We start from the raw sequence: 24,578 nt of genomic DNA, 5'->3' as shown, positions 1-24,578 counted from the left end.
ATCGTGGGTCCTCCCTGGCCTCATGCGATGAGGGTAATTCGAACCCCTTGCGGTGTGTAGTCAGCGGGGTGCGAACTTACTGATGGCCTCGAATTACGACGACGTGCTGGGCCAGCTGCAGGCCGCGGGCCTGATCGTGGACAGCCTGGACATCGGTCGGCTGCGCCGCTGCCGCGTGGTCGATGACCGCGAGCGCCGCGGCTGGTACCTGCTGCACGAGATCCGCATGGACAACGGCGAGGACCTCATCGTCGGGAGCTACGGCGTGTGGCGCGGCGCGGACAACAACGCGACAAAGGTGGAGCTGCGCAAGACCGAACTGAGCGCCGAGCAGCGCGACAGCTTGCGCAAGCGGCTCGCCGACGACAAGCGCCGCGCCGAGCAGGCGCGCCAGGCCGATGCCGATCGCGCGGCGGCCCGAGCCACCTCCGCCTGGCGCAAGTGCTCCGAGCAAGGCGACAGCGGCTACCTCCAGCGCAAGGGGGTGGGGGCACATGGCGTGCGCTTCAGTCCGCAGGGCGCCATGGTCGTGCCGATGCTGGACACGGCCGGCCGTGTGCACGGTCTGCAGATCATTCGGGACCGCAAGCAGCAGGGCGTGCGCCTCGAGAAGGAATTCTGGCCCGCGGGCCTCGTGAAGAAGGGGCACTTCCACCTGCTGGGCATGGGCGGGCCGATCATGCTCGTGGCGGAGGGCTACGCGACGGCCGCCAGCCTGCACGAAGCCACGGGCCTGCCGGTCGCTGTCGCCTTCGATGCCGGCAACCTGCAGCCAGTCGCGGCCGAACTGCGCAAGCGCTACAAGCTGGCGAAGCTGCTCATCTGCGCCGACGACGACAACACGCAGAAGTGCCAGCAGCCCGAGTGCAAGCGGCGCGTGTGGGTTGCCGACGGCCCGATCTGCCCGCACTGCGGCCAGCCGCACAAGGCGACGAACGCCGGCGTGTCCGCGGCCAGCCTTACCGCCATGGCCGTCGGCGGTGGGTGGATGGTGCCAGGCTGGGCCGACCCTGAAACACGCCGCACCGACTGGCTGGAGAAGGGCGAGAAGCTCAACGACTTCAACGACCTGCACCTGGCCGAGGGCCTGCACGCCGTGCGTGCGCAGGTGGAGTCCCGCATCTCGGGATTGGGCTGGCGCGCGCAGGGCGCGGCGCGTGCCCCACACGCCAAGGGGAGCGGGGCTGACGGCAAGCCTGCGGCCGCGCCGCTGCGCCCCATCGATTCGCTCGACGAGTTGCTCGAGCGCTTCGCGCTGGTCTATGGCCAGGGCGGCGTCACCTTCGACCACCAGGAGCACATGCTCGTGGCGCTCAGCGACATGCGCGACGCGTGCCTGAGTCGGGAGACGCATCGCGCGTGGGCCGAGCATCCCGAGAAGCAGATCGTGCGCGTCACCGAGGTCGGCTTCGATCCCGCCTGCACCGACACCAGCATCCACTGCAACCTCTGGGCGGGCTGGCCCACGGAAGCGAAGGCGGGGAAGTGCGAGTACCTGCTGGACCTGCTGCGCCACATGTGCGCCGGCGACAGCCGCCCGGATGCGCTGTACGAGTGGGTGCTGCGCTGGATCGCCTACCCGATCCAGCACCCGGGCGCGAAGATGAAAACGACGCTCGTGCTGCACGGGCCGCAGGGTACCGGCAAGAACATGTTCTTCGAAGCGCTGATGGCGATCTACGGGCGCTACGGGCGCGTCATCGATCAGAGTGCGATCGAAGACAAGTTCAACGACTGGGCCAGTCGCAAGCTGTTCCTCATCGCCGACGAAGTGGTGGCGCGGTCGGACCTCTACCACGTGAAGAACAAGCTCAAGGCCTTCATCACCGGGGACTGGATCCGCATCAACCCGAAGAATTTCTCGGCCTACGACGAACGCAACCACGTCAACCTGGTGTTCCTGAGCAACGAGACGATGCCGGTGGTGCTCGAGCAGGACGACCGGCGGCACGCTGTCATCTGGACGCCCGAGAAACTGAGCCGCGAGTTCTACCGCGACCTGCTCGTGGAGCTGGAGAACGGCGGCGCCGCGGCGCTGCACGACTACCTGCTGCACGTCGACCTGGGCGACTTCACCGAAGGCACGCTGCCACCGATGACCGAGGCCAAGCGCGAGCTGATCGACCTCAGCATGGACAGCCCGAGCCGCTTCTTCAAGGCTTTCGAGTCGGGCGAGATCGACGGCTTCCCGGCCAGGAACGCGCCGAAGCTGCTGAGCCCGATGCTGCCCCTGGACCTTTATGCCCTGTACGGAGCCTGGTGCCATCGCGTGGGCCTCAAGGCCCTGCATCAACCGCGGTTCGCGAGTGAGCTGATGCGCAAGCACGGCGCCAAGACCCTGTCAAAGCGCTACGACCTCGGCGTGGGCGTGAAGGGACCGTCCGGGGTCACCTTCCTGCCCGGTGGTGCCGAGTGCCCGGTCGGCGAGCACGAGCCGACGTGGATAGGCGACAGGGCGCGCGCCTTCAAGGATTCGCTCAAGGCATTCCGCGAAGGGGGGCATTGATGTCGCAAGGGTCGTTCGTCCAATTCGGTGAGGCATGTGAGCCATCTGTGAGCCATGGTGTGAGGCAAGAAAACCCAATGAAATCAATGCCTGTGAGGTATGTGAGGCATCCGGGCCTTACCCGCCCATGTGTGCGCATGCATGGGTGCGTGCGCACACCCGCATGCAGGTGCACCCGCCTGCATGCCTCACATACCTCACATACCCCACACGCCAATGCCGACAGGCACTTACGTGCGCACCCATGCCCCACACCACTCCTCACACGCCTCACAAAAAAGGATGAGATGGACGGAGAAGTGATTTCGAAGGTGATCCGCTGCACGGAAGCGAATGCGGCGGAGTTCGCCGCCCTGGTCAATGGCTGGCCGGAGCTGAAGGCGTTGGTGCGCAGCCTGCGCGCTGACGACCTGTTCCCGGGCCTGCGCGGGCTGCAGGTGACGCTCACCGGAACGCCGCAATGGGTCGCCCAGGGGTTGGCCGCGGTCAGGCCCGAAAACGGCGCCGTGGCGGCGGGAGGCTCGTATGCGGCTTGACCTCAAGCTCGATGGCCTGGACTCCGTGCGCGAATCGCTGGGCAAGCTGAGCGGAAAGCAGGCGCGCACCGCCTACGCGGCCGCGCTCAACGATGCGGGGTTCCAGGTTCGGCGCGTCATGCGCAACGAGATCCGCAGCGTGTTCGACCGGCCCACGCCCTACGTCGCGAACAGCGTCTACGTGCGCAAGGCTACGGCCGAGCGGATGAGCGTCGCGATCGAGCCGACCTACTACGGGGGCAAGGGCATCGACCCGCAGCAGATCCTGCAGGCGCAGGAGTTCGGCGGCACCCGGCGCGACAAGCGCAGCGAGGTGGCGCTGCGCCGCGCCGGCATCCTGCCCTCGGGCTTCCAGACCGCGATTCCGCGCATCCCCTACCCGGGCAGCGACGACGGCCGCGGCAACCTGCGCGGCTCGTTCATCGTGCAGCTGCTCAGCTACTTCCAGACGTTCGGCGAGCAGGGCTACCGGGCCAACATGACCGCGCGGCGTCGCGCCAACGTGCACCGCGGCACCGCCCGTCAGGCTGGCCGCCGCTACTTCGTGGCCTATGGCCGACTGCGCAGCGGCGCCACCGCCCACCTGGCGCCCGGGATCTGGGCGGCCAGCGGCACGCACGGCACCGACCTGCGCCCCGTGCTGATGTTCGTGCGCGCTGCCTCGTACCGCTCGCGTCTCAGCATGCAGGCCGTGGCGGACAGGGCAGGGCTGGAGGCTTACCTGCCGCGCCGCTTGCGTTTCCGCATCCGCCAGGCGGCAGGGGAATGACCATGGCCGATTCCAACGTCATGACCATCCCCGAGTTCTCGGTCCACCTCGGCTTCGGGCGCACCTACGGCTACCAGCTGCAGAAGGACGGCCGCCTCGTGATGGCCGAAGACGGCAAGCGCGTGCTGGTCGCCGAAAGCATCGTGCGCGTGCGCGCCACCGAAGACCCGAGCAAGCAGGGGGTGGCGGACCGCCACGCACAGGCACGACGCGAGCGCGCGGCGCCCGCGCCGGTGCAGCCGGTATCGCCAGCGCCAGTGCCGCCGCTCGACGACGACGCCGAGCCCGCGGCACCGGGCGGGAAAGAGCCGGTGCCCCCTGGCTTCGACTTCCAGGAGTCCAAGGCGAAGCGGGAGCACTTCGCGGCGCTCGAGGCGGAGGCCTCCTACCGCGCGCGGGTGAAAGAGCTGCTCGAGGCGAGTGAGGTGCGCGCCGTGATCAACGAAGTCATGACCGTGCTGCGCACCTCCATCGAGGGAATCGCGCACCGTGTGGCGCCCGCGCTGGCGGCGGAAGTGGACGAGGCCGTCGTGCGCTCGACGCTCAGTGCCGAGATCCGACACGCGCTGGAGACGGCGTCCAGCGGTCTCTCGAAGCTGGGGCGCTAGGCAGGTGGAAGCACAGAGCCTCTACCAAACCGCCGCACGCGCGATCCAGCCGCGGCGGCCGAAGACCGTCTCGCAGTGGGCGGACGAGCATCGCATCCTCAGCAGCAAGGCGAGCTCGCTGCCCGGCCCGTGGGTGACGGCACGCAGCCCGATGCTGCGCGAGCCAATGGACTGCATGAGCGCCAGCAGCCCGGTGCGCGAGATGGTGGCCGTGCTACCGATCCAGTTCGGCAAGAGCGAGATCGAGACCAACATCATCGGCTACACGATGTGCGAGGACCCGGGCCCGATCATGGTCGTGCTGCCAGGTGAGGTCTCGATGAACAAGTTCATCAACCAGAAGCTCAACCCGCTGCTGGATGAGACACCCGCGTGCACGGAAGCGCTGACGTCGACCGCATCGCGCAACTCGAGCAACACGCGCGGCTTCAAGGACTTCGCCGGCGGGCAGCTCTACATGGAGCACACCGGCAATGCGAAGCGGCTCAAGTCGACAAGCGCGCGGCTGGTGTTGGTCGATGAGTACGACAGCGTCGCGTCGAGCCTGCCGACCGGCGACGACCCCGACGCGCTGCTCGATGGGCGCAACAGCGCGTTCCCCGCGAACTCGAAACGGGCATCGGTCGGCACGCCCGAATTCAAGGGGCTTTCCCGGCTCGAAGCGAAGTACGAAAAGTCCGACCAGCGCCTGTATCACGTGCCGTGCCCGCACTGCGAGCACATGCACCCGCTGACCTGGGAGGCATTCCATTGGTCGGTGGGCCCGGATGGCCGCGTGACGCGCGCCTGGTGCACCTGCCCCGAGTGCGGCGCCGACATCGAGGAACACCACAAGGACCGGATGGTGGACCGTGGCGAGTGGGTCGCGCGCTACCCTGAGCGCAGCATCCGGGGGTATCGGGCCAATTTCCTGTACTACCGTTTTGCCCTGGGCCCCCGCTGGGCCGAGATGGCCCAGGTGTGGGTCGACGCGCAGGGCGACATCGCCGCGATCAAGACCTTCGTCAACGATCGACGTGCCGAAGCCTGGGAAGACCCCGCCATGCGCGCGGTCAAGCAGAACGCGATCGCCGAGCGCGCCGAGCCGTATCGCTTGCGTCACGCGCCTGCTGGCGTGCTGGTTGTCACCGCGGGCGTCGACACGCAGGACAACCGCCTCGCCGTGCAGCTCGTCGGCTGGGGGCGCGGCATGGCGTTCTGGGTGATCGACTACATCGAACTGATGGGCGACCCCGCAGACGATGCCGTGTGGGTCAGCCTCACCGAGTTGCTCAACAAACCCATCGCACACGATTGCGGCGCCACGCTGCGTGTCGAGGCCGTTGCCATCGACATGATGGGCCACCGCACAGAGGCGGTGAAGGACTATGCACGTCGTCGGCTCACGCGCAGGCCCATGGCGATCTACGGCGCGAAGCACAACAACGCGCCCACCATCGGCAAGGGCAAGCTCTCCGATGTCGACTGGCGCGGGCGCAGCGACAAGCGCGGCGTCATGACCTACCAGGTGGGCACAGTGGCGATCAAGCACTGGCTTTTCGGTCGCCTCTCCACCGACGCTGATCGAACGACCGAGCAGCGCCTCACCCATTTCAGCGATGAACTGGAGCCGATGTATTTCGCTGGTCTCGTGAGCGAGACCTACGACCCGCGCAAGAACGCTTTCGTCAAACGGCGTGGCGCCCGCAACGAACCGCTGGACACATGGGGCTATGCCTTCGCGGCGGCACACCACCAGGAACTGCGCCTTCACCGTTGGACCGGCGTGGACTGGCAAAGAGCGGCAGATCGTCTGCACGAGCGTGCCGGTACCGCCGACCAGTCGGCGCAGCCAGCACCTCCGGCCTCGCCTGGCCAAAACCGCCCGACAACACCGCGCGCGTCGCGCACCGACTCATCCGAATGGAGCTTTGAACGCCGTGATTGACCCCCGTGATGAGGGCGCGACGCTGCGCCACGATGTGCTGTGCATCTTGGTGGAGTGCCACCGAGACAGAGGGCTCGCGGTCTTCCGCGATGACGTTCCACGTGAAGCCATTGACGCGCTTGCTGAAGCCGTGGCCCGACGCCTGGGGCCGCGCATCGGTGGGCGCTACGTGCCAAAGCGCGACGAGCGTGCCGCCCGCGACGCCGCGGTGTGGGCGGCATTCACGGGCAGGAACTTCGAAGACGTGAGACACCAGTTCGGCATTTCCCGACGGCTCCTGTATTCAATCCTCGCGCGGCGGCGTCGGCCGGTCGTCGAATAGTGCAGGATTTTTGAGATTTTGCACAAGGCCCCGGGCACGCTTGCCCGATGGCATTCACCGCACAAAATCTCGCCGCCATCGACGCTGCCATCGGTAGCGGCGAGCTCACCATCCGCGCCGCAGATGGGCGCTTGGTCACCATGCGTAGCGTGGCCGAGCTACTGCAGGCTCGCGAAGTCATCACGAAGGGCATCGCTGACGCCAGTGGCTCTGCGCAGCGCATGTATCCGCGCTACCAAGTCGCCGACTTTTCCGACTGACACGCGCGATGGCTCAACCAAAATCAACTCTCGTCGACCGTTTCGTGTCATGGGTTTCGCCGGTGGCTGCCGTCAGGCGAGCCCACGCCCGCACAGTGCTGGCCTACTACGAAGCGGCGAAGCCCGACAGACTGCGCAAGGGCCGTCGCGCCACAGGAAGCAGCAATGACGAAGTCCTCCGCGCTGGCTCGTCGCTTCGACAGATCGCGCGGCATCTCGAGCAGAACTATGACCTCGCTTTGGGCGTGCTCAACACGCTCGTCGCGAACACCGTGGGCGCCTACGGCATCGGCATCGAGCCTCAGCCCCGGAAGGCCGATGGGTCCATTGATGACGCGCTGGCACGCGAAATCATGGAACTGCACAAGGATTGGAAAAAGCGCCCCGAAGTAACCGCCCAACATGACTGGGCCAGCGCGGAGCGGCTCCTGGCTCGTTCATGGTTTCGTGACGGTGAGGTGCTCGCGCAGATGATCGCTGGCTTGCTGCCGACGCTCGATCACGGCACTCGTGTGCCGTTCAGCCTGGAGATGTTCGAGGCCGACTTCTTGCCGATGAACCTCAACACCACGGCGCCAGCACGAATCGTGCAGGGGGTTGAGCTCAACGCCTGGGGCGCGCCGACTGGCTATCACATCTACAAATCAGATCCGTTGGAAGGCGGTTCCCTCGTGGGCGCGCAGACCAAACGCCTTGGCGCCGACCGCGTACTTCACCTGAAGACCGCGCATCGCATCCGCCAGGTGCGCGGCGTCTCCGTCTTCGCCTCGGTGCTCACCCGCTTCGATGACCTGAAGGACTACGAAGAAAGCGAGCGCATCGCAGCCAAGATCGCCGCCAGCATGGCGGCCTTCATCAAAAAGGGCGCAGCTACCGACTACAACCCGGAGAACGTCGCAGAGCCGCGACGTATGAAATTCCAGCCAGGCATGGTCTTTGACGACCTTCGCCCCGGCGAGGAAATCGGGATGATCGATACGAACCGGCCGAACCCGAATCTGGAGACCTACCGGAGCGGGCAGCTCAAAGCCATTGCTGCTGGCGCCGGTCCAACGTACAGCAGCATCGCGCGCACCTACGACGGGACCTACAGCGCGCAGCGCCAAGAGCTGGTCGAGGGCTACGCGGCGTATGCAGTTCTGTCCGCCGAGTTCATCAGCCGCGTCTCGCGCCCTGTGTACGAACGATTCATCGCGACGGCTGTCGCCAGCGGCGCACTCAAAGTGCCGCCCGGGATCAAGCCAGGCACGCTGGCTGACGCGACGTACATGCCGCCCTCCATGCCATGGATCGACCCGAAGAAGGAAGCGGAAGCCTGGGGCATGTTGGAGGACCGTGCCTATGTCTCGGGCCCCGAGATTATCCGCAAGCGCGGTGGCAATCCCATGGACGTGCTCGAGCAGCAGGGGCGCTGGCTGCGCGAGAAGGCCGCCGAAGGTGTGCCGGTCAATGCGGGCAGTACTCAGCCCGCGCCGCCCGTCGAGCCAGCTTCGCCCGATGAGCAGTGAGTGCAAGTTGTGCAGGAATTTTGAGATTTTGCACACGCGCATCGGCACATTCGTATCCAGCAAGGAACACGCATGAGCAGCACCAACAGCATCGCCAAGTGGTATGAGATCAAGGCCAAAGCCAAGGCCGAAGACGCTGCCGCGTCCGTGGCCGAGATCTACATCTACGGCAACATCGGCGACCGCTGGAACGAAGATGGCGTGATTGCCAGTGAGCTGGTGCGCGACATCGCCGCGCTCGACGTCGCGACTATCAACCTTCGCATCAACAGCTACGGCGGCAGCGTACCGGATGGCCTCGCCATCTACAACGCCTTGCGTCGTCACGCCGCGACCGTGGCCGTGTTCGTGGACGGCGTGGCGATCAGCTGCGCCAGCTACATCGCCATGGCCGGCGACACCATCACCATGGCGAAGAACGCCCAGATGATGATCCACGCGCCGTGGTCGTTCGCCTACGGCAACGCACCCCAGCTGCGCGAGCAGGCCGACGTGCTCGACCGTTACAGCAAGGCCATGGCGAGCGCCTATTCCGACAAGTCGGGCAAGACCTACGACGAAGCCCTGGCGATCCTCACCGACGGCAAGGACCACTGGTTTCTTGCCGAAGAGGCTGTCACCGAAGGCTTTGCGGACGAAGTGGGCGAAGAGGTAGCGGTCGCTGCCTCGCTGGTCAACAGCTTCGACTTGTCCCGCTTCAAGCGCGACGCCTCCACCCCCAACAACGCACACGTTTCTAAACCGCCGGTGACCGCTGGCAAATCACAGGAGCATTCGATGCCCGAAGAAAAGAAGCCGGCGGCTCAACCCGCTGCACCTTTCGCTCGCACCAAAGACGACAACACCCAGGTGATGGCGATGTTCAAGCCCTTCATGGAGCGCCCGGCCGTGGCCGCGCTGCAGACCGAAGTGCTTGCCGATCCGAGCCTCACCATCGAGGCCATTCAGGCGCGACTGCTGACCGAGATGGGCAAGGGCACCGAGCCTGCAAATCCGCAGGGTGCGCATCCCCGCGTGGACACCGTGGCCGATGAAGTCGACAAAAAGCGCGATGCCGCCGTGCAGTCGCTGCTCGTGCGATCGGGCGTCGAGAAGGACGCGAAGGTTCGCGCATCCATGTCGACCAACCCCTACCGCGGCGCCACGCTGCTCGACCTGGCGCGTGCGTCGCTTGCCCGCGCTGGCGTCAAGACCGACGGCATGGACAAGATGGATGTCGTGGCCGCTGCGTTCACGCAGGGCACCAGCGATTTCCCGATCCTGCTGGAAAACACCATGCACAAGGCGCTGCTGGCGTCCTATGCGCTGGCCGCGCTCACCTGGACGCGCTTCTGCGCCACGGGCACCGTCAGCGACTTCCGTGCTCACAACCGCTATCGCACCGGCTCCTTTGGCTCGCTGGACGCCGTCAACGAACTGGGCGAGTTCACCAACAAGTCCATCCCCGATGGCGAGAAGGCCAGCATCACCGCCGGCACCAAGGGCAACATCATCAACCTCAGCCGCCAGGCCATCATCAACGATGACCTGGGCGCCTTCGTGGGCCTTTCGTCCATGCTGGGCCGCGCCGCTGCGCGCACGGTCGAGGTCGATGTCTATGCGCTGCTGGCTTTGAATGCCGGCCTTGGACCGGCCATGGCGGACGGCAAGACGCTGTTCCACGCCGACCACGGCAACATCACGACCGCCGCGGCCATCGCGATGGCCGCGCTCGATGCAGACCGCGTGGCCATGGCCTCGCAGAAGGACGTGTCGGGCAACGACTTCCTCGACCTGCGTCCGGCTGTGCTGCTGGTGCCCATTGGCATGGGCGGCACCGCACGTTCGATCAACGAAGCGCAGTACGACCCCGACACAGCCAACAAGCTGCAAAAGCCCAACATCGTGAACGGCCTGTTCCGCGACATCGTGGACACGCCGCGCCTTTCGGGCACGCGCCGCTACCTGTTCGCCGATGCGTCGGAAGCGCCGGTCATCGAGGTGGCTTTCCTCGACGGCGCGCAAGAGCCGCACCTCGAAGTGCAAGACGGCTTCGACGTTGACGGCGCTCGCTACAAGGTCCGCCTGGACTACGGCATTGGCGCGGTGGACTTCCGCGGCGCAGTCACCAACGCCGGCCAGTAAGCCGGCGCCCCGTTCACATCATCGGAGCCAAATCCATGAGCAACAACTTCAAGCAGGAAGGCGCTGTCATCCAGTACACCGCCACCGGCAACATTGCCAACGGCGCCGTCGTGAAGATCGGCAATGTGCTGGGCGTGGCGATCGCCGCCATCGCCAACGGCGCCACCGGGCCCGTTCGGCTCGAAGGCGTGTTCCTTGTGCCCAAGGTCAGCGGCGCTGTCATCACCCAAGGCGAGTCGCTCGTCTGGGATGCCAGTGCGGGCGCGTTCGACGACAGCGCAGCGACGCCCGGAGCCGGAGATATCTCTGGTGCTGCTGCCCATGCATGGGAGGCGGCCGGCAACGGCGTGACAAGCCTGCTGGTGAAGTTCACCGGTGCGCCCGGTACTTTGACCACCTGATCTCGCGCGCCGTGAGCATCGCCCCCTTCGCCAACCTCGAGCAGCGCCTCAACCGCGCGGTGCTCACTCGCCTCCCCGACGCAGTGGCGGTGGTCGGCGGGGTGGAGGTGCCGGTGCTCTTTCAGCGGCCCTACGCGGCACCGTTCGGCGGCCAGGTGGATGCCTCGGCGCCCGAATGCTTGGGACCAGTGGACGCCCTCGGCGCGCTGGAGCGCGGCGGCCAGTTGAGCATCGACGGTGTCGCCTACGAGGTGATCTCTGCTGAGCCCAACGGGTCGGGCTTGGTTCGTCTTGTGCTCGGGACCGTCTGACATGTTGGCTATGGAACCCGTCCTCGTCGAGCAGCTGCGCAGCGGCCTGGCCGGCGGCTGGAAGGTCATGGGCTTCGCGAGCGATGCCGGGCGCCGTGACGCATGGCCGCTGGCCTCGGTCTCTTTCGTCGACGGCAACGTGGCGGACAGCAAGGCGGGCGCCGCCGCAGTCCAGTCCGCCTGGCGCGTGACGCTGATCGCCAAGCGCGGCGAGCAGGCCGTGGCGCTGGTGGACGCCGCTTTCACGGCCTCCATGGCTTCGCTGCACAACTGGACACCGGCCGGGGAAGTCGGCGGGCGGCGTTGGGAACGGCTGCGCCTGCTGCAGGTGACGCCGCCGCAGTACCCCGAAGACGGCCTTATCGGCATCGACCTCACTTTCACGACTCAGGCCCGTTACGACGGGCACGAGTGAACCCCGATTTTTCTGGAGCTTCAACATGGCCCTGATCTACGCAAAGAACGAATACGCAATCCCGCGCGGTCGCGTGTTCTTCGATCCCTTCGACGCCAACGGCAGCCTCACGGGCGAGATCGCCATGGGCAACTGCCCGGGCGTGAACCTGTCCATCGAGACCACCAAGGCCGAACACTTCAGTTCGGAAAAGGGCCTGCGCGAGAAGGACGAATCGCTCATCGTCGAGGTCAACCGCACCGGCTCGCTCAACTGCGACAACTTCAGCGCGGCGAACTTCGCGCTGTGGCTTTCGGGTACACGAACCACGGTGAATCAAGCCGCCACGCCCGTGACGGCCGAAGTTCGCGCGGTGACGCCTGGCCGTTTCTACCAACTGGGCGCCACAGCCGGCAACCCGCTGGGTGTCCGCAAGGTGACGGCCGTGACGGTGAAAAGCTCGGACGGCACGACCAACTATGACGTGGGCGACGACTACAACGTCGACCTCGACACCGGCCGCGTGCAGATCGTCGTGGGCGGTGCGATCGTCGCCGGCAACGTCCAGTTCGGCTACACGCCGGTGGCGGGCAGCTACGAGACGGTGCGCTCGGGCGCTACCGCCGAGACGCAGGGCGCGCTGCGCATCGTGGCGGACAACGCCTCCGGCGCCAACCGCGATTTCTTCATGCCCAAGGTCACGCTGACCCCGACGGGCGACCTGCCCATCATCGCCGAGGGCACCGAATTCGTGCAGATGCAGTTCGGCCTCGAGGTGCTCAAGTCCGCCAACGCGGAGGCGATCTACGCAGACGGCCGCCCAGTCGCTGCCTAAGTCCATGCGCCTGCCCGCCGCCTTCGCGGTAGGCGGGCGGTGGCAACGCATGGCGCTTCCCGCGAGGCCTCATGCGCCGCCATCGTCGGTGCCAACGGCACCCGTCCCTTTGAACGAGTGAACCCGTGGCCATCAAGCCGATCCAAATCCTGATCAATGCCAAGGACGAAGCGTCCGCGGTGTTCGACAAGCTGCAATCCAAGATTGCAGCTGTGGGCGCGGCCATCCTCGGCTACTTCGGCGTCAAGGCATTCGTCGGTGTCATCAAGGGGGCGGCCGATCTTGAGTCGGCACTGAGTCGGGTCCAAGCCGCGACGGGCGCAAGCGCCGACGAAATGAAGCTGCTGCGCAAGACAGCAGAGGACGCCGGGGCAAGCGGGAAATACAGTGCTGTAGAGGCAGCTGGCGCACTCGAGACTCTCGCCAAGGCCGGTTTGAGCGCCAAGGATGCGATCGGCACGCTTCCTGCGGTCCTGAACTTGGCCGCCGCAGGGGATATCGAGCTCGCGACCTCGGCCGAGTACATCACCAAGGCGGTCACCGGGCTTGGGCTTTCCTTTACCGATGCGGCGCGCGTTGCCGATGTGCTCGCCAAGGGCGCCAACGCGACGAACACCAGCGTGTCCGGTCTTGCGCAGGCGCTCAGCTATGCTGCGCCGCTCGCCAATACGCTCGGACTGAGCCTCGAGCAAACCGTAGCCATCATCGGCAAGTTCGCCGACGCAGGCATCGATGCGAGCCGCGCCGGTACCGCGCTCAACAGCATCATGGCGCAGTTCGCCGACCCTGCCAGCAAGTTCCGCACGGAGCTGGCAGCGGCTGGCATTACGACGGTGGACTTCAACCAGGCGCTACACGAGCTTGCCAAAGGTGGTCCAGGTGCGAGCCGAGCCATCAATGCAGTGGGCACGGAAGCCGGGCCCGCGTTGCGCGCTCTGCTGAACCAAGGGGTTGGCAAGCTCGACGACCTCACGCGCGCACTCAAGGACTCGGAGGGAAGCGCCGCAGCGACCGCGAAGGTCATGCAGGAGAACCTGAATGGCGCGTTGAGCGGCCTCGGGCGCGCCTGGGAATACGTGACCAACACGCTGGGCACGCCCGTGTTGCCCGTGCTCACGAAAGCGGCAGAGCAGCTTGCAGGCTCGCTGCGTGCCGCCGTCAACGATGGAACGGTCGCGAAGTTCGGCGCTGCCATCGCCACGGCGTTCCAGGCGGCCATCAAGTGGGTGCGTGACTTCGCGGCGAGCTTTGATTTCGGCGCTGCCACATCGAGCGCGTTGGCCTTCGCGGAGCGCGTCGGTGCAACGCTGGACGATCTGAGTCGCAGAGCAAAGACCACCAGCGACGTGGTGCAAACCGCTTGGGGCGTGATGTCCGGCGGTGCCAACGTGCTCATCGGGAGCATCTTCAAGATCGCCGAATCGTTCGCGGGCGTGACCTCGAACATCCTCAGCGGCGTCTCGCTCATCATCGAGGGCCTCTCGAAGATCACCATCGGCAACGTCTCGGCTGCATTCAAGCAGGCCGCTGACGAGATCCGCGACTCCGCGCAGGGCATGGCGGGCGTCACCGAGGCGTATGCGCAGCAAGCCAGTGCAGCATTCGACCGGGCCGCCGTAGGAGCGGAATCGGCGCGTGTTGGCTGGAAGGCTCTCACGACAGACGCTGATGCGTCCGCGGTTGCCGCCGCAGGGGCCGAAAAGGCATACACGGCCATGGCCACGACGCTCCAGGCCACGGCCCAGGCCAATGCTGCGGCGGCAGAGAAATCGCGCGCCACGGCGCTCGCCCACGAAGAACAGGCCAGGAAGGCGCAGGAGGCAAGGGCGGCTCAGGAAGCGCTGCGCGCGGAGTACGCGCAGGCCATCGCCACCGGCAACGTGCAACGCGCAGCCGAGGTCATGGTCAAGCTCAAGGCTGCGACGGATGCCGCGGCCGCTGCAGCCGAGAACAACACGAAAAAGCAGGAGCAGCAAGCGAAGGCCATCGAGGCAGCTTTTGCGCGCATGGGCCTGCAGACCAAGGAATCGCTGCGCATCGCAGCCGAAACTGCGCGTCAGGACTTCGAACTCATCCGCGACAGCGGGCAGGCCAGCGCCGATGCCATCGCGGCGGCTTGGGCAAAGGCCGCGGAAGCAGCCATTGCCGCCAACGACGGGGTGGTTCCCATTTGGGTGTCTGCGCAGGCCGCCGCCAAGGGCTACGAAGTGCAGGTGGACGACGCAGGGCGAGCCACGCTCCAGCTTGTTCAGACGTCCGCTGCGTTGAAGGGCCTAGCGGGCGGGTTCGACAACGCGGCCAGGGCGGCTCAGAACTACGGCAAGGTGGTGGGCGGCGTGCGCGCGCCAGGCGGTGCCAGCCCGGGCGGCTCGGCCGGCGGCGTTCCGGGCGCGCCGGGCGTCACCCGCGGCGGGCGCCTGCCGGACGGCACCTATCTCCGGCCTGAAGACCAACTCGGCATCATCGGTCCCAACCAGGTGGTGAAGCCCACGCAGGTGAGCGGTGAGATGCGGTCAGCGGGGACCGATCTGGGCACACGCACCGGCATCGCAGCTTTCCTCAAGTCCGCTGGCGTGGACGACGATGCCATCGCGCGCAAGATTGCCGGTGAGTTCGCGGACTCCAAGGGCGACATCCCGTTCTTCGACAACCCGGGCCAGAAGAAATACGGCGGCGATGGCGGCACGCTGAGCATGGCCCTGCTCAAGGCGGCCGAGCAATACACGTTCGGCACCGCCAACAGCAAGGCGCAGCAGCCATCGACGATCCCCAGGCCGGAATCCACGCGCACCGTCCGGGTGGACCTGAACGTCAACGGCCAGAACTTTGGTTCGCTCAACACCGACAACGCGGGCGCCGACATGCTGCAAGACTTGCTGCAGCGGCTCGGCCAGGCCCGCAGCACCTCCGCGCCCTGACCATGGCAACCACCACCTTCCACACCTTGGGCGACCTGCAGCTACCGCGCGGCATGGTCTGGAGCGACGAGTTCGCCTGGAGCGCGGTCCAGAAGTCGGCCGAGTACGCCGTCACAGGGGCATTGGTCATCGACGCAGCGGTCAAGCAGGCCGGCCGGCCCATCACGCTGAGCGGCGAGGCAAATGCTGGTTGGATCCGTCGCAGCGTCGTGGAGGATTTGCGCGCCCTTGCTGCGGCAGATCCTGTGGGCGAACACCTGCTGACGTTGGCTGACGGCCGCACGTTCACTGTGCAGTTTGCGCCAGTGGATCTGCCTATACAGGCGGACCCCATCGCTCGCCCCGAGCTTCCCCCCGACACCTTCCCCTACATCGCCACCGTGCGGCTGATCGAGGTCTGACCCATGCCAATTCAAGAAGGCGACATCAAATTTTTGAAGACCCAGGTCATGCAAGACGTGCCCGAAGGCGGCGGCGCGCCGACGGGTGAGGTCGTGGTCGACGGCGCCAGCAACGCCATCTTCCCCGACATCTCCGAAGTGGCCCGCGCCGGTGGCCGCGTCAGCCTGCGCAAGCTCGGCCTGCACGTGGACACCACTACCGTCGACGACTTCCTGGACGCCAACATCGTCGTCGCGATGCCGCCCGATGACCCGAACGTGTCGGCCACGCTCTTCAGCACCGGCGAGACCTTCGACCGGCGCACCTCGGCCGTGTCGCGCATGGAGGCCTACCTGTCCATCGGCCCGCAGTACGCCGGCTACCTCTACGGCAACCACGTCAGCGGGCAGGACACGCTGCTCGTGTACCAGAAGACCGACGACTTGCCGCCCATCGGCTCCACGCTGGTGCTGACCAAGCGCGAGAGCTATCCCGACCAGTTCCAGCAATACGTGCGCATCACCGAAGCCGCGGCTGAACTGCGCAGCTTCGAAGACGACAAGGGCACCTACACCCGCTACGTGTTGACCCTGCGCCTGGCGAACACGCTGACGGCCGACTTCCCCGGCTTCGACATGTCGCGCTACGAGTACACCAAGGCGCAGATCGCGCTGCTCACCAAGCTGAGCGACACCGTGGTTGCCAATGCCGCGCGCTACTACGGCGTCACCAAGCTGACCGAGGCCGCCTCCATGGGCGACTTCGTCATCAAGGGCGAATCCATCTTCACGCAACTGGTGCCCAGCGCGCAGATCGAAACGCCCATCGCCGACGCCCGCACCAACCAACTGACCGCCGGTGCGGTGTCCACCGGCAGCGCCATCGTCCAGACGATCAACGCCACCTTCACCACCACGCAGAATCTGTTCATCGGCGGCGCCATCGCCCCGGGCTCGCTCTCGGTGGTCAACGGCAGCATCACGGTCACCGACAGCGGCGGCCGGCTTCTGAGCGGCGGCGCACAGGTCGGTACCGTCGACTACGAGAACGGCGTGCTCGCGCTGACCACCAACATCTTCGGCACCGGCGCCCTGGTCTACACCGTGACCTACGCGCCCGCCGCGGCGCCGCAGTCGGTCAACCAGTCGATGGGTTTCGAAGTCAAGCAGGAAACCCGCTCGCTGAGCTACGTGCGCACCATCGAGCCGGCGCCCGTGCGCGGCACGCTCTCCATCAGCTACATGAGTCAGGGTCGCTGGTATGTGCTGCGTGAGCAGGGCGACGGCGCGATCCGCGGCGCCGACAGCGGCTATGGTTCGGGCAACCTGAACTTCACGAGCGGCACCTGGTCGGTCACGCTCGGTGCGCTGCCCGACGTGGGCAGCTACATCATCGTGCAGTGGGTCGAACCCGCCGCGGCGCGCGACAGCGACGTGCTCACGCTCGACAACAACGGCAAGTTCTACTGGCCCTTCAACACCTCGGGCGAATCGTCGGTGACGGCCGGCGCCAAGGTCATCCAGCCCGGCGCGCTCACCATCACCTGGCTCGACGGCGGTGTCACGCGCACCGTGACCGACAACGGCGCCGGCGGCCTCACCGGCTACGGCACCGGCCCGGTCAACTATGCGGGCGGCGTGATCCGCCTCTCGCCCACCACGCTGCCCGCACCCGGCACGGCGGTCAACGTCAACATCAACAGCGCCGCCAAGACCTCGGCCACGCTCACGGTCGCCGGCGGTTCGGGCAGCTTCGGCATGACCGGCATCACGCCGGGCTCGGTCAGCTTCACGCTCACGGGCCAGCTGCGCGCGCAGTACCTCGACAACCCGATCGTCAACTGGGGCGCGGCTTCGAGCTACCTCATCAGCGACGACGGCGCCGGCACGCTGGTGGCGCACCTGGGCGACGCGCTCGTTGCCGTGGGCACCGTCAACTATGCGGCGGGCACCTTCGTGCTCAACGCCAACACCATCCTCCCGCTGCCGGTGGCCGTGGCCCTGACTGCGTTCGACAACGTCTACCTCGCCGATTCGTCGAACGGCCCCTGGTACACGCTGGTCGCCCAAGCCTGACCGGAGTCCCCATGAGCGATATCTATCTCAACACCGGCGGCTCTTCCTTCAAGCGCGTGCCCTTCGTGCAGGTGGCAGCCAGCACCATCCTCTCGCTGAACCTGAGCGGCGTCACCTCGGCCGCCGCGCAGTTCACCAACACCACGCCCGCCGTCGACACCCTCGGCGGCACGATGGACCACCTGCATCTGAAGACCAATGTCGCCAACGCGTTTTCGATCTCGGGCGCACGCTTCAGCCGCGGCGGCAAGGACTACGTGGTCAAGGCATCGGGCGAAGTGCAGCAGGACATCTCGCCTGTCACCGGCAACGGCACCACCGTTGGCACCATGTCGCTGGGGCAGGGCGAAGTACTGCTCGACGCCTGGGCGGCTGGCGGCTCGCCCGCCGTCACCAACTGGCGCGCCCTGGCCGCTGCGCCCATCAACGGCAGCGACACCCCGTTCGCCACCTACGCCATCACCTTCCGCGTGCCGACGGCGCCGCTGCGCACCGGCAGCCTGTCCGTGCTCGGCACCATGCAGGACGGCACCACCTTCAACGTCACCGCCGACGGCGACGGCATCATCAACACGACCCGCATCAAGGGTCGCGTGAACTACACCACCGGCGTGGTCATGCTGGTGGGCGTGACGCCCTCGGCGCCGGCAGGGCAGTCGGCCGTCGACGTGTCGTTCCTCGGCATCCCCGGCCTGACCACGGCCTACATCGACCTGATCCGGCAGGAGACGGTGCGCCTCAACGCGGTGGCCTTCACCTACTTGCCGCTCGACGCCGCGCTGCTCGGCATCGACCCCGTGCGCCTGCCCTCCGACGGCCGCGTGCCCATCTTCCGCCCGGCCGGCTTCTACGTTCTCAGCCACAAGGCCACCACGGCGCCGGCCACGGCCGTCAACGGCGGCACGGTGAACGTCGGCCGCACCCGCATCTCGCGCGTGCGCGTGATCGGCAACGACGGCGCCACCATCCATACCGGCTACACCGTCGACCGCGAGGCCGGCATCGTCACCTGGGTGGACGTGACGGGCTACTCGCAGCCGGTGCGCGTGGCGCACTACATCGAGGACATGTCGCAGATCCGCGATGCGCAGATCAACGGCGACATCACCGGCCTCAAGGCGCTGTCGCACGACTTCCCGGTCGGCTCGTACATCTCCAGCGCGCTGATGGTCGGCGATCTGCGCGCGCGCGTGAAGCCGGTCTTCGACCAAGCCACATGGGATGGCATCACATGGTCCGACACGCCCGTGGGCAACGCGGCTCCGGCCACTTACAACGACACGGGGTTTCCGATCACGGTGACCAACCGCGGCGCGCGCACCGAGCGCTTCGCGTTGGTGTTCAAGACCACGCAGACCGTCGATGTGATCGGCGAGCACGTGGGCAACCTGGGCACCTACAGCATCAACACCGTCATCGCGCCGATCAACCCCTACACCAACACGCCGTATTTCAGCGTGCCGATCGAAGGATGGGGCAGCGGCTGGGGCATCGGCAACGTCGTCTTCGTGCCTACCGTGGGCGCGCTGCCGACCGTCTGGATCGCCCGCACCGTCAAGCAAGGCCCGGCGGCTGGCCTCGACTACTCCTTCGAACTGCTCGCCCGTGGCGACATCGACAACCCTCTCTAAGGCCTCAACACCATGACTTCACCGGTGGACACCTCCGTCAAGTATTTCAGCAGCGCCATGTCGGGCGCGCCCGTGCTTAGCGGCACGGCCGGAGCCTTGATCGCGCTGCTCGACGCGTGCCTCAAGGATGGTTTCGACACGAAGACGTTGACATCGCTCGTCGCGGCGGGCGGCGTGATGACAGCCACTTTTCCCGGCGCGCATTCCTCGCTCGTCGACAGCGTGGTGCTGATCACCGGCGTGACCGGCGGGCCGACCGGTTTCGCGGGCGCGAACGGCGAGCAAAAGGTGACAGCGCGCCCTCTCGCGACGACGGCAACTTGGGCCACGGCGTTGCCCGATGGCACCTACACCGGCACCATCACTATGAAGATGGCGCCGCTGGGTTGGCTCAAGCCGTTCTCGGGGACCAACAAAGCCGTCTACCAATCGAGCGATCCGACGAGCACGAAGTGTCTGCTGCGCGTGGACGATACGGGCACGACCTCGGCGCGCGTGCGCGGGTACGTGACGATGTCGGACGTGGACACCGGCACCGAACCGTTTCCGACAGACCTGCAAGTTTCAGGCGGTGGCTACTGGGCAAAAAGTGGTGTTGCTTCGGCCGCTGCAACGCAATGGGTTCTGTTTGGCGATGGGAAGATTTTTTACTTTTTCAACGCACCGTACTACGCAAACTCCAACACGCAGTATGCGGGTGTGACGCGCTGCTTTGGCGACCCGATACCGTTCAAGCCTTCGGGCGATGCATATTGCTGCACGCTCTCCTATTCGATCAACGCCAGTGTCGCAAGTCAGTTCGATGGCGCACTCGACGCGAACGGTGGCGTGCCACAACTCGCCACGCCGCGGAATCACACCGGTTTGGGCAGCGCGACGCTGTATGTGAAGGCGATCCAGGGGAGCGCCACCACAACGGCGACTGGCCTCGACACGACCATGGGTGCATTCCCGTCTGCACAGGTAGATGGCAACTTGCGCCTCATGAAAGTCGAACTTCGACTCAGCGCCTCGGCGGTCGGGCCGCGTGCCGAGTTCCCCGGCCTCTACCACGCGCCGCACAGCGGCGTGTTCGATACCTTCAAGACGTTTGACGCGACGCCGGCTGTAGGGTCCCTCGCCGGCAGGAGCATGTTGGCGTTGACGAACACAACGACGACGTTCAACACGACTCCCTCAAGTGGGAATATGGGTGCCAGCTTCTTCGACAAAACCGGCCCGTGGCGCTAAGCAGACATGGCAGCACATCGCTACTGGCGCGTAATCAACCCCGAAGCGCGCGGGACTGGGGGGCTGGAGATCAGTGAGTTCCAATTGCTCGACGTATCCGGCACGCGCGTCGACGGATCGGCCACGCTCACGAGCAGCGTGGCACCGTCGACAGGCGCGTTGGCGAACTTGAAGGACGACAACACTGCGACCGCAGCAGCGTGGTCGGCGAGCGTCTTGCGCAGCCTTGTGCTGAGTTGGGACTTCGGTGGCAGTCCTCAAGACGTGGGCGACATTCGCGTAGGAGCGGCCGACAGCTCGGCAACGATGCTGTATTCGATGCGGCTGCAGAGTTCGGACGATGCGACCACTTGGGCCGAGGAACTTCAGGTTTTCTCGATTACATACCCGGGCCTGCGAACCAAAACAGGTAGTGACAGGCTGGCCTTCACGCCCTACGACATCTCGCCCAACACGCGGCTGTCGACGGACAAGCAGACGATCTCGTATGGGGGGGCCATATCTGGGTCGGCGCGGGGCGTGATGTACCGGTCCAGCGGGGTGTACCAGCTTGAGTTCCAAGGGGCGGGTCCTTTTTCGGGGGCGACGCTTGGTGTAGGGGTCGCGACCAATGCCGTGGACCTGAGCCTTGTCATGGGGTCGTCGGGGACTGGATACTCTGCGGCGTATCGAAACGACGGCCAAAAGGCACTCACAGGCGCCATCACGAGCTACGGGGCGGCGTACACGGCCGGCGACGTGATCGGCGTCGTCTGCGACTTCACCGCGGGCACGGTTACGTTCTATAAGAATGGGGTGAGTCAAGGGAGCATCGCCGCGGCCCTCGCCGGTAAGGCGGTATGCCCGGCCGCAGGCCTGGGCGGCAGTGTCGGGCTGTCTATGACGTTGCGCACCAGCGGGTTCACGTACCCCATTGCAGGTGCGACCGCGTGGGACACCCGGCAGAACATCAAGACCGACCTGTATGGCAAGGTGAGCGCCGTCAGCCCCGCCATGGTTGTGACGGCGGCGGGCGTGAGCGCGTACCACTGCGTTGGCATCGCGCCACCGAAAACGCGGCGGGACATGAATTGGACAATGCTCGGGCAAGGCATTGGCCGCCTGAAGGGCACCACGAAAGACAAGGGCACGCCGAACACCCCTGTGTCTGAACGCGTGCGGCTCTATCGGCAGAAAGACGGCTGGTTGGTGCGCGAGGTTTTCAGCACAGCCAGCACGGGCGCTTATTCGTTCGACTACATCGACGAACTGGACACCTACTACGTCATCAGTTTCGACCACGACCTGAACTTCCGCGCCGTGGTCGCCGACAACCTCAATCTTGCCAACGGCGGCGTGGAGTTGATGCCATGAGCTTCACCCCCACGCAGGCCTTCAAGGACGCCCGACTCGTGGGCGGAATCTCGGCGCTGATCGATGCTGACCCGGTTAACCCTGCCTACGCGAACCTGTTCGACGGCTCGGGCATCGCGCTCGTGACGATGGTCTTCGCTGCGCCCGCCGTGTCCTTCATCGACCACGCGCTCGTGTTCGCGCAAGGCAACGGTGCGGGCGACATGATCCTGACCCAAGGCTACGCCGCGACGTTCGATCTCCACAACGGGGCCGGCACGCTGCTGGGCTCCGGCGACGTGTCCGACGCAGCCGGCGCCGGCGCGCTCAAGATCAGCGGCACCACGGGCACGCTGCTGTATGCCGGCGCCCGGGCCATCCTCGCCGAACTGAAGGTGGTGTGATGTGGCATCTGTCGATCTTCTCTTCGCCGCGGCACCGCTCACCACCGGCAACCTGGTCTTCGGCGACGACGGCAGCAGCCCCGCGACCGATGCCATCGTCTCCGGCCAGATCGACGCCGGCATGCCCGATGTCGTCGGCCGCGCGGCGCTCGGCTTCAGCGTCGGCGGTGCGATCGATGCCGGCATGCCCGACGTGCTCGGCGAAGTGCGCTACTTCACCGACACGCAGCGGCCCCTCGTGTCGCGGCTCGGCGTGCGCTTTCAGGAAGCCGCGCCCATCGAGGCCGGCACGAGCATCCGGCAGCAGGACGCCCGACCACTCACGTCAGCCGCCGCAGTGCGCTACGCGGACGCCGTGCCGCTGCCCGTGGGCACCGCCGTGCGGTTCCAGGACGGCCAGCGCGCGCGGCGCGGCATCGGTGTGCGGTTCCAGGATGGCGAGCGCGCCGGCGCGGTGTCGGGCATTCGCTTTCAGGACGCCGCTCGCCAGCGCGTCGGTAGCAAGGTGCGGTTCCAGGACGCGTTGCGCGCCGGCGCGGTGTCGGGCATCCGCTTCCAAGACGGCATGCGCGTGCGCCGCGCAGCAGTTGCGCGGTTCCAGGACGCGCGGCCGTTCTTCGTCGGCCTCACGGCCTTCGAGGGCAACGGCAAGCCTGTCGCCGTCGGGCGCACCACGCGCTACCAGAACGCCATCAAGCCGCCCCCTGGCGTGTCCAGCAGCACGCCGCCGCAGCCGGAAGACCCGTGCTATGTGCCCGACACCGATCTGCTGTTCGAGGCACCGTGGAGCGCGGATGCGAATCTGGTTTTTGTTTGCGAGCGGCATGACGGGCCGGGGCCTGGGGAAACGGTTGTTGTGCCGGTCAGGAGGGTCTACGTAGTGGAAAACCACATCACGCTGCAACGCGTCGACAGTGGCGTGGCCATCGAGGCCGACGCCTTCTCCATGAGCCTTGATGCGGACTCGTGGACCTGGTCGTGGAGCGCGTCGATTCCGGCCTCCGCGCTCGCGCTCATCGAACCCGACTCGAGCGGCGATCCGGTGGACATCCAAACCACGATCAACGGAGTGGCGTTCCGCCTGTGCGCCGAGAGCTACAGCCGCGAGCGCAGTTTCGGCAAGGCCCGGATCCGGGTGCAGGGCAGGGGGCGCGCCGCCATCCTGGATGCGCCCTACGCGCCGACGCTCAATCACTTCAGCGCCTCCCCGCTGACTGCCCAGCAGCTTGCGGCGCTGGCGCTGACCGTCAACGGCGTGAGCATCGGCTGGGCCGTGGCCTGGGGCCTCGAGGACTGGAACGTGCCGGGCGGCACCTGGAACTTCCAGGGCAGCTACATCGCTGCGGTGCAGGACATTGTGCGTGCGGCCGGCGGCTATGTGCAGCCGCACCGGACTGACGCGACGTTGCGCGTGCTCCCGCGGTACCCGGCAACACCCTGGACGTGGGACACGCTTACGCCGGATTTCGAAGTGCCGAGCGCTGTCACTACCGTCGAGGGAATCGAATGGCGGAGCCTCCCGGCCTACGACCGGATCTTCGTCGGCGGCACCACCGCCGCGGGCGTGCTCGGCCAGGTCACTCGCGCCGGCACCGCCGGTGGCGCGGTGGCGCCGATGGTCACGCATCCGCTGTTCACCAACGCGATTCCCATTCGCCAGCGCGGCCTCGCGGAACTTTCCAACACCGGCCGCCAGGCGCTCGTGACGCTGCGCATGCCGGTGCTGGCCGAGACCGGAATCATCCAGCCGGGCGCGCTCGTGCGCTACGTCGACGGACCCACCACCCGCCTCGGACTCGTTCGCAGCACCGCCGTGAGCTGGGACCGCCCCGTTCTGCGCCAGACCATCGGCCTCGAGACCCACGTGGACTGACCATGCGAAACATTTACCGCGTCTTCCTCGACCTGCTGCCGGCGCGCCCGCTGCAGGTCGGAACCATCACTGCGCTCGACGGCGAGGTGGCCACCGTCGAGTTGCCCGGCGGCGGCCTGCTGACCGCGCGCGGCGGCGGCGCCGTAGGCGAGCCCGTGTTCGTACGTGATGGCGTGATCGAGGGCGAGGCGCCCGCGATGCCCGTCGAAATCATCGAGATCTAGAAAGAAAGA

At 66.5% G+C, this 24,578-nt stretch carries 22 protein-coding genes; all 22 read left to right on the top strand.

Annotated features, from left to right (window positions below; all coding sequences use genetic code 11):
* Positions 1-82: 82 nt before the first annotated feature.
* The 22 genes from ACEN9N_RS17265 (at position 83) to ACEN9N_RS17160 (ending at position 24,569) form a co-directional block, all read left to right on the top strand.
* A complete protein-coding gene (locus ACEN9N_RS17265) occupies positions 83-2,506 on the top strand; it encodes a DUF5906 domain-containing protein (protein ID WP_495654128.1) in 2,424 nt (807 codons plus the stop codon).
* Positions 2,507-2,793: 287 nt separating this feature from the next.
* Positions 2,794-3,042: a hypothetical protein gene (locus ACEN9N_RS17260; RefSeq protein ID WP_495654127.1), complete on the top strand. Its 249-nt coding sequence runs from the start codon at positions 2,794-2,796 to the stop codon at positions 3,040-3,042.
* On the top strand, positions 3,032-3,811 hold the full coding sequence (locus tag ACEN9N_RS17255; RefSeq protein WP_495654126.1) for a hypothetical protein: 780 nt from the start codon (positions 3,032-3,034) through the stop codon (positions 3,809-3,811). Before ACEN9N_RS17260 ends, ACEN9N_RS17255 begins: the two co-directional genes overlap by 11 nt.
* Positions 3,812-3,813: 2 nt before the next feature.
* The gene (locus tag ACEN9N_RS17250; RefSeq protein WP_495654125.1) at positions 3,814-4,419 is read left to right on the top strand and encodes a hypothetical protein; all 606 of its coding nucleotides are present in this window, start codon (positions 3,814-3,816) and stop codon (positions 4,417-4,419) included.
* A gap of 4 nt (positions 4,420-4,423) precedes the next feature.
* Entirely contained in the window at positions 4,424-6,346 is a 1,923-nt protein-coding gene (locus ACEN9N_RS17245; RefSeq protein WP_495654124.1) for a phage terminase large subunit family protein, read from the top strand.
* A complete protein-coding gene (locus tag ACEN9N_RS17240) occupies positions 6,339-6,668 on the top strand; it encodes a Mor transcription activator family protein (protein ID WP_495654123.1) in 330 nt (109 codons plus the stop codon). Before ACEN9N_RS17245 ends, ACEN9N_RS17240 begins: the two co-directional genes overlap by 8 nt.
* A gap of 47 nt (positions 6,669-6,715) precedes the next feature.
* Positions 6,716-6,928 carry a phage head-tail joining protein gene (locus ACEN9N_RS17235; protein ID WP_495654122.1) on the top strand — a complete coding sequence of 71 codons (213 nt, stop codon included), beginning with the start codon at positions 6,716-6,718 and terminating at the stop codon, positions 6,926-6,928.
* Positions 6,929-6,936: 8 nt separating this feature from the next.
* The gene (locus ACEN9N_RS17230) at positions 6,937-8,436 is read left to right on the top strand and encodes a phage portal protein (RefSeq protein ID WP_495654121.1); all 1,500 of its coding nucleotides are present in this window, start codon (positions 6,937-6,939) and stop codon (positions 8,434-8,436) included.
* A gap of 72 nt (positions 8,437-8,508) precedes the next feature.
* Positions 8,509-10,560 (top strand): ClpP-like prohead protease/major capsid protein fusion protein, encoded by a 2,052-nt coding sequence (locus ACEN9N_RS17225; protein WP_495654120.1) that lies wholly within the window; start codon positions 8,509-8,511, stop codon positions 10,558-10,560.
* A 35-nt stretch (positions 10,561-10,595) separates the two neighbouring features.
* On the top strand, positions 10,596-10,961 hold the full coding sequence (locus ACEN9N_RS17220) for a DUF2190 family protein (protein WP_495654119.1): 366 nt from the start codon (positions 10,596-10,598) through the stop codon (positions 10,959-10,961).
* 11 nt (positions 10,962-10,972) lie between these two features.
* Positions 10,973-11,272: a head-tail joining protein gene (locus ACEN9N_RS17215; protein ID WP_495654118.1), complete on the top strand. Its 300-nt coding sequence runs from the start codon at positions 10,973-10,975 to the stop codon at positions 11,270-11,272.
* Between the two features lie 10 nt (positions 11,273-11,282).
* The gene (locus ACEN9N_RS17210; RefSeq protein ID WP_495654117.1) at positions 11,283-11,687 is read left to right on the top strand and encodes a hypothetical protein; all 405 of its coding nucleotides are present in this window, start codon (positions 11,283-11,285) and stop codon (positions 11,685-11,687) included.
* Between the two features lie 25 nt (positions 11,688-11,712).
* Complete coding sequence (locus ACEN9N_RS17205; RefSeq protein ID WP_495654116.1) at positions 11,713-12,501, top strand: phage tail tube protein; 789 nt, start codon at positions 11,713-11,715, stop codon at positions 12,499-12,501.
* Between the two features lie 125 nt (positions 12,502-12,626).
* Positions 12,627-15,419 carry a phage tail tape measure protein gene (locus ACEN9N_RS17200; RefSeq protein WP_495654115.1) on the top strand — a complete coding sequence of 931 codons (2,793 nt, stop codon included), beginning with the start codon at positions 12,627-12,629 and terminating at the stop codon, positions 15,417-15,419.
* 2 nt (positions 15,420-15,421) lie between these two features.
* On the top strand, positions 15,422-15,820 hold the full coding sequence (locus ACEN9N_RS17195) for a hypothetical protein (protein WP_495654114.1): 399 nt from the start codon (positions 15,422-15,424) through the stop codon (positions 15,818-15,820).
* 3 nt (positions 15,821-15,823) lie between these two features.
* Positions 15,824-17,875: an autotransporter outer membrane beta-barrel domain-containing protein gene (locus ACEN9N_RS17190; RefSeq protein ID WP_495654113.1), complete on the top strand. Its 2,052-nt coding sequence runs from the start codon at positions 15,824-15,826 to the stop codon at positions 17,873-17,875.
* 11 nt (positions 17,876-17,886) lie between these two features.
* On the top strand, positions 17,887-19,506 hold the full coding sequence (locus ACEN9N_RS17185; protein ID WP_495654112.1) for a hypothetical protein: 1,620 nt from the start codon (positions 17,887-17,889) through the stop codon (positions 19,504-19,506).
* A 12-nt stretch (positions 19,507-19,518) separates the two neighbouring features.
* Positions 19,519-20,736 carry a hypothetical protein gene (locus ACEN9N_RS17180; protein WP_495654111.1) on the top strand — a complete coding sequence of 406 codons (1,218 nt, stop codon included), beginning with the start codon at positions 19,519-19,521 and terminating at the stop codon, positions 20,734-20,736.
* 6 nt (positions 20,737-20,742) lie between these two features.
* Positions 20,743-22,089 carry an SPRY domain-containing protein gene (locus ACEN9N_RS17175; RefSeq protein ID WP_495654110.1) on the top strand — a complete coding sequence of 449 codons (1,347 nt, stop codon included), beginning with the start codon at positions 20,743-20,745 and terminating at the stop codon, positions 22,087-22,089.
* Positions 22,086-22,472, top strand: coding sequence for a hypothetical protein (locus ACEN9N_RS17170; protein ID WP_495654109.1), 387 nt, complete (start codon positions 22,086-22,088; stop codon positions 22,470-22,472). The genes ACEN9N_RS17175 and ACEN9N_RS17170 overlap by 4 nt, the downstream gene beginning before the upstream one ends.
* A gap of 1 nt (position 22,473) precedes the next feature.
* Positions 22,474-24,345, top strand: a complete 1,872-nt coding sequence (locus ACEN9N_RS17165) for a hypothetical protein (protein ID WP_495654108.1) — start codon at positions 22,474-22,476, stop codon at positions 24,343-24,345.
* 2 nt (positions 24,346-24,347) lie between these two features.
* Positions 24,348-24,569 (top strand): hypothetical protein, encoded by a 222-nt coding sequence (locus ACEN9N_RS17160; RefSeq protein ID WP_495654107.1) that lies wholly within the window; start codon positions 24,348-24,350, stop codon positions 24,567-24,569.
* Positions 24,570-24,578 lie beyond the last annotated feature (9 nt).

This window comes from Variovorax sp. Varisp46 (genome assembly GCF_059491885.1).
Note: the sequence above shows the minus strand (reverse complement) of the source record. Positions and strands in the feature narration are given on the sequence as shown.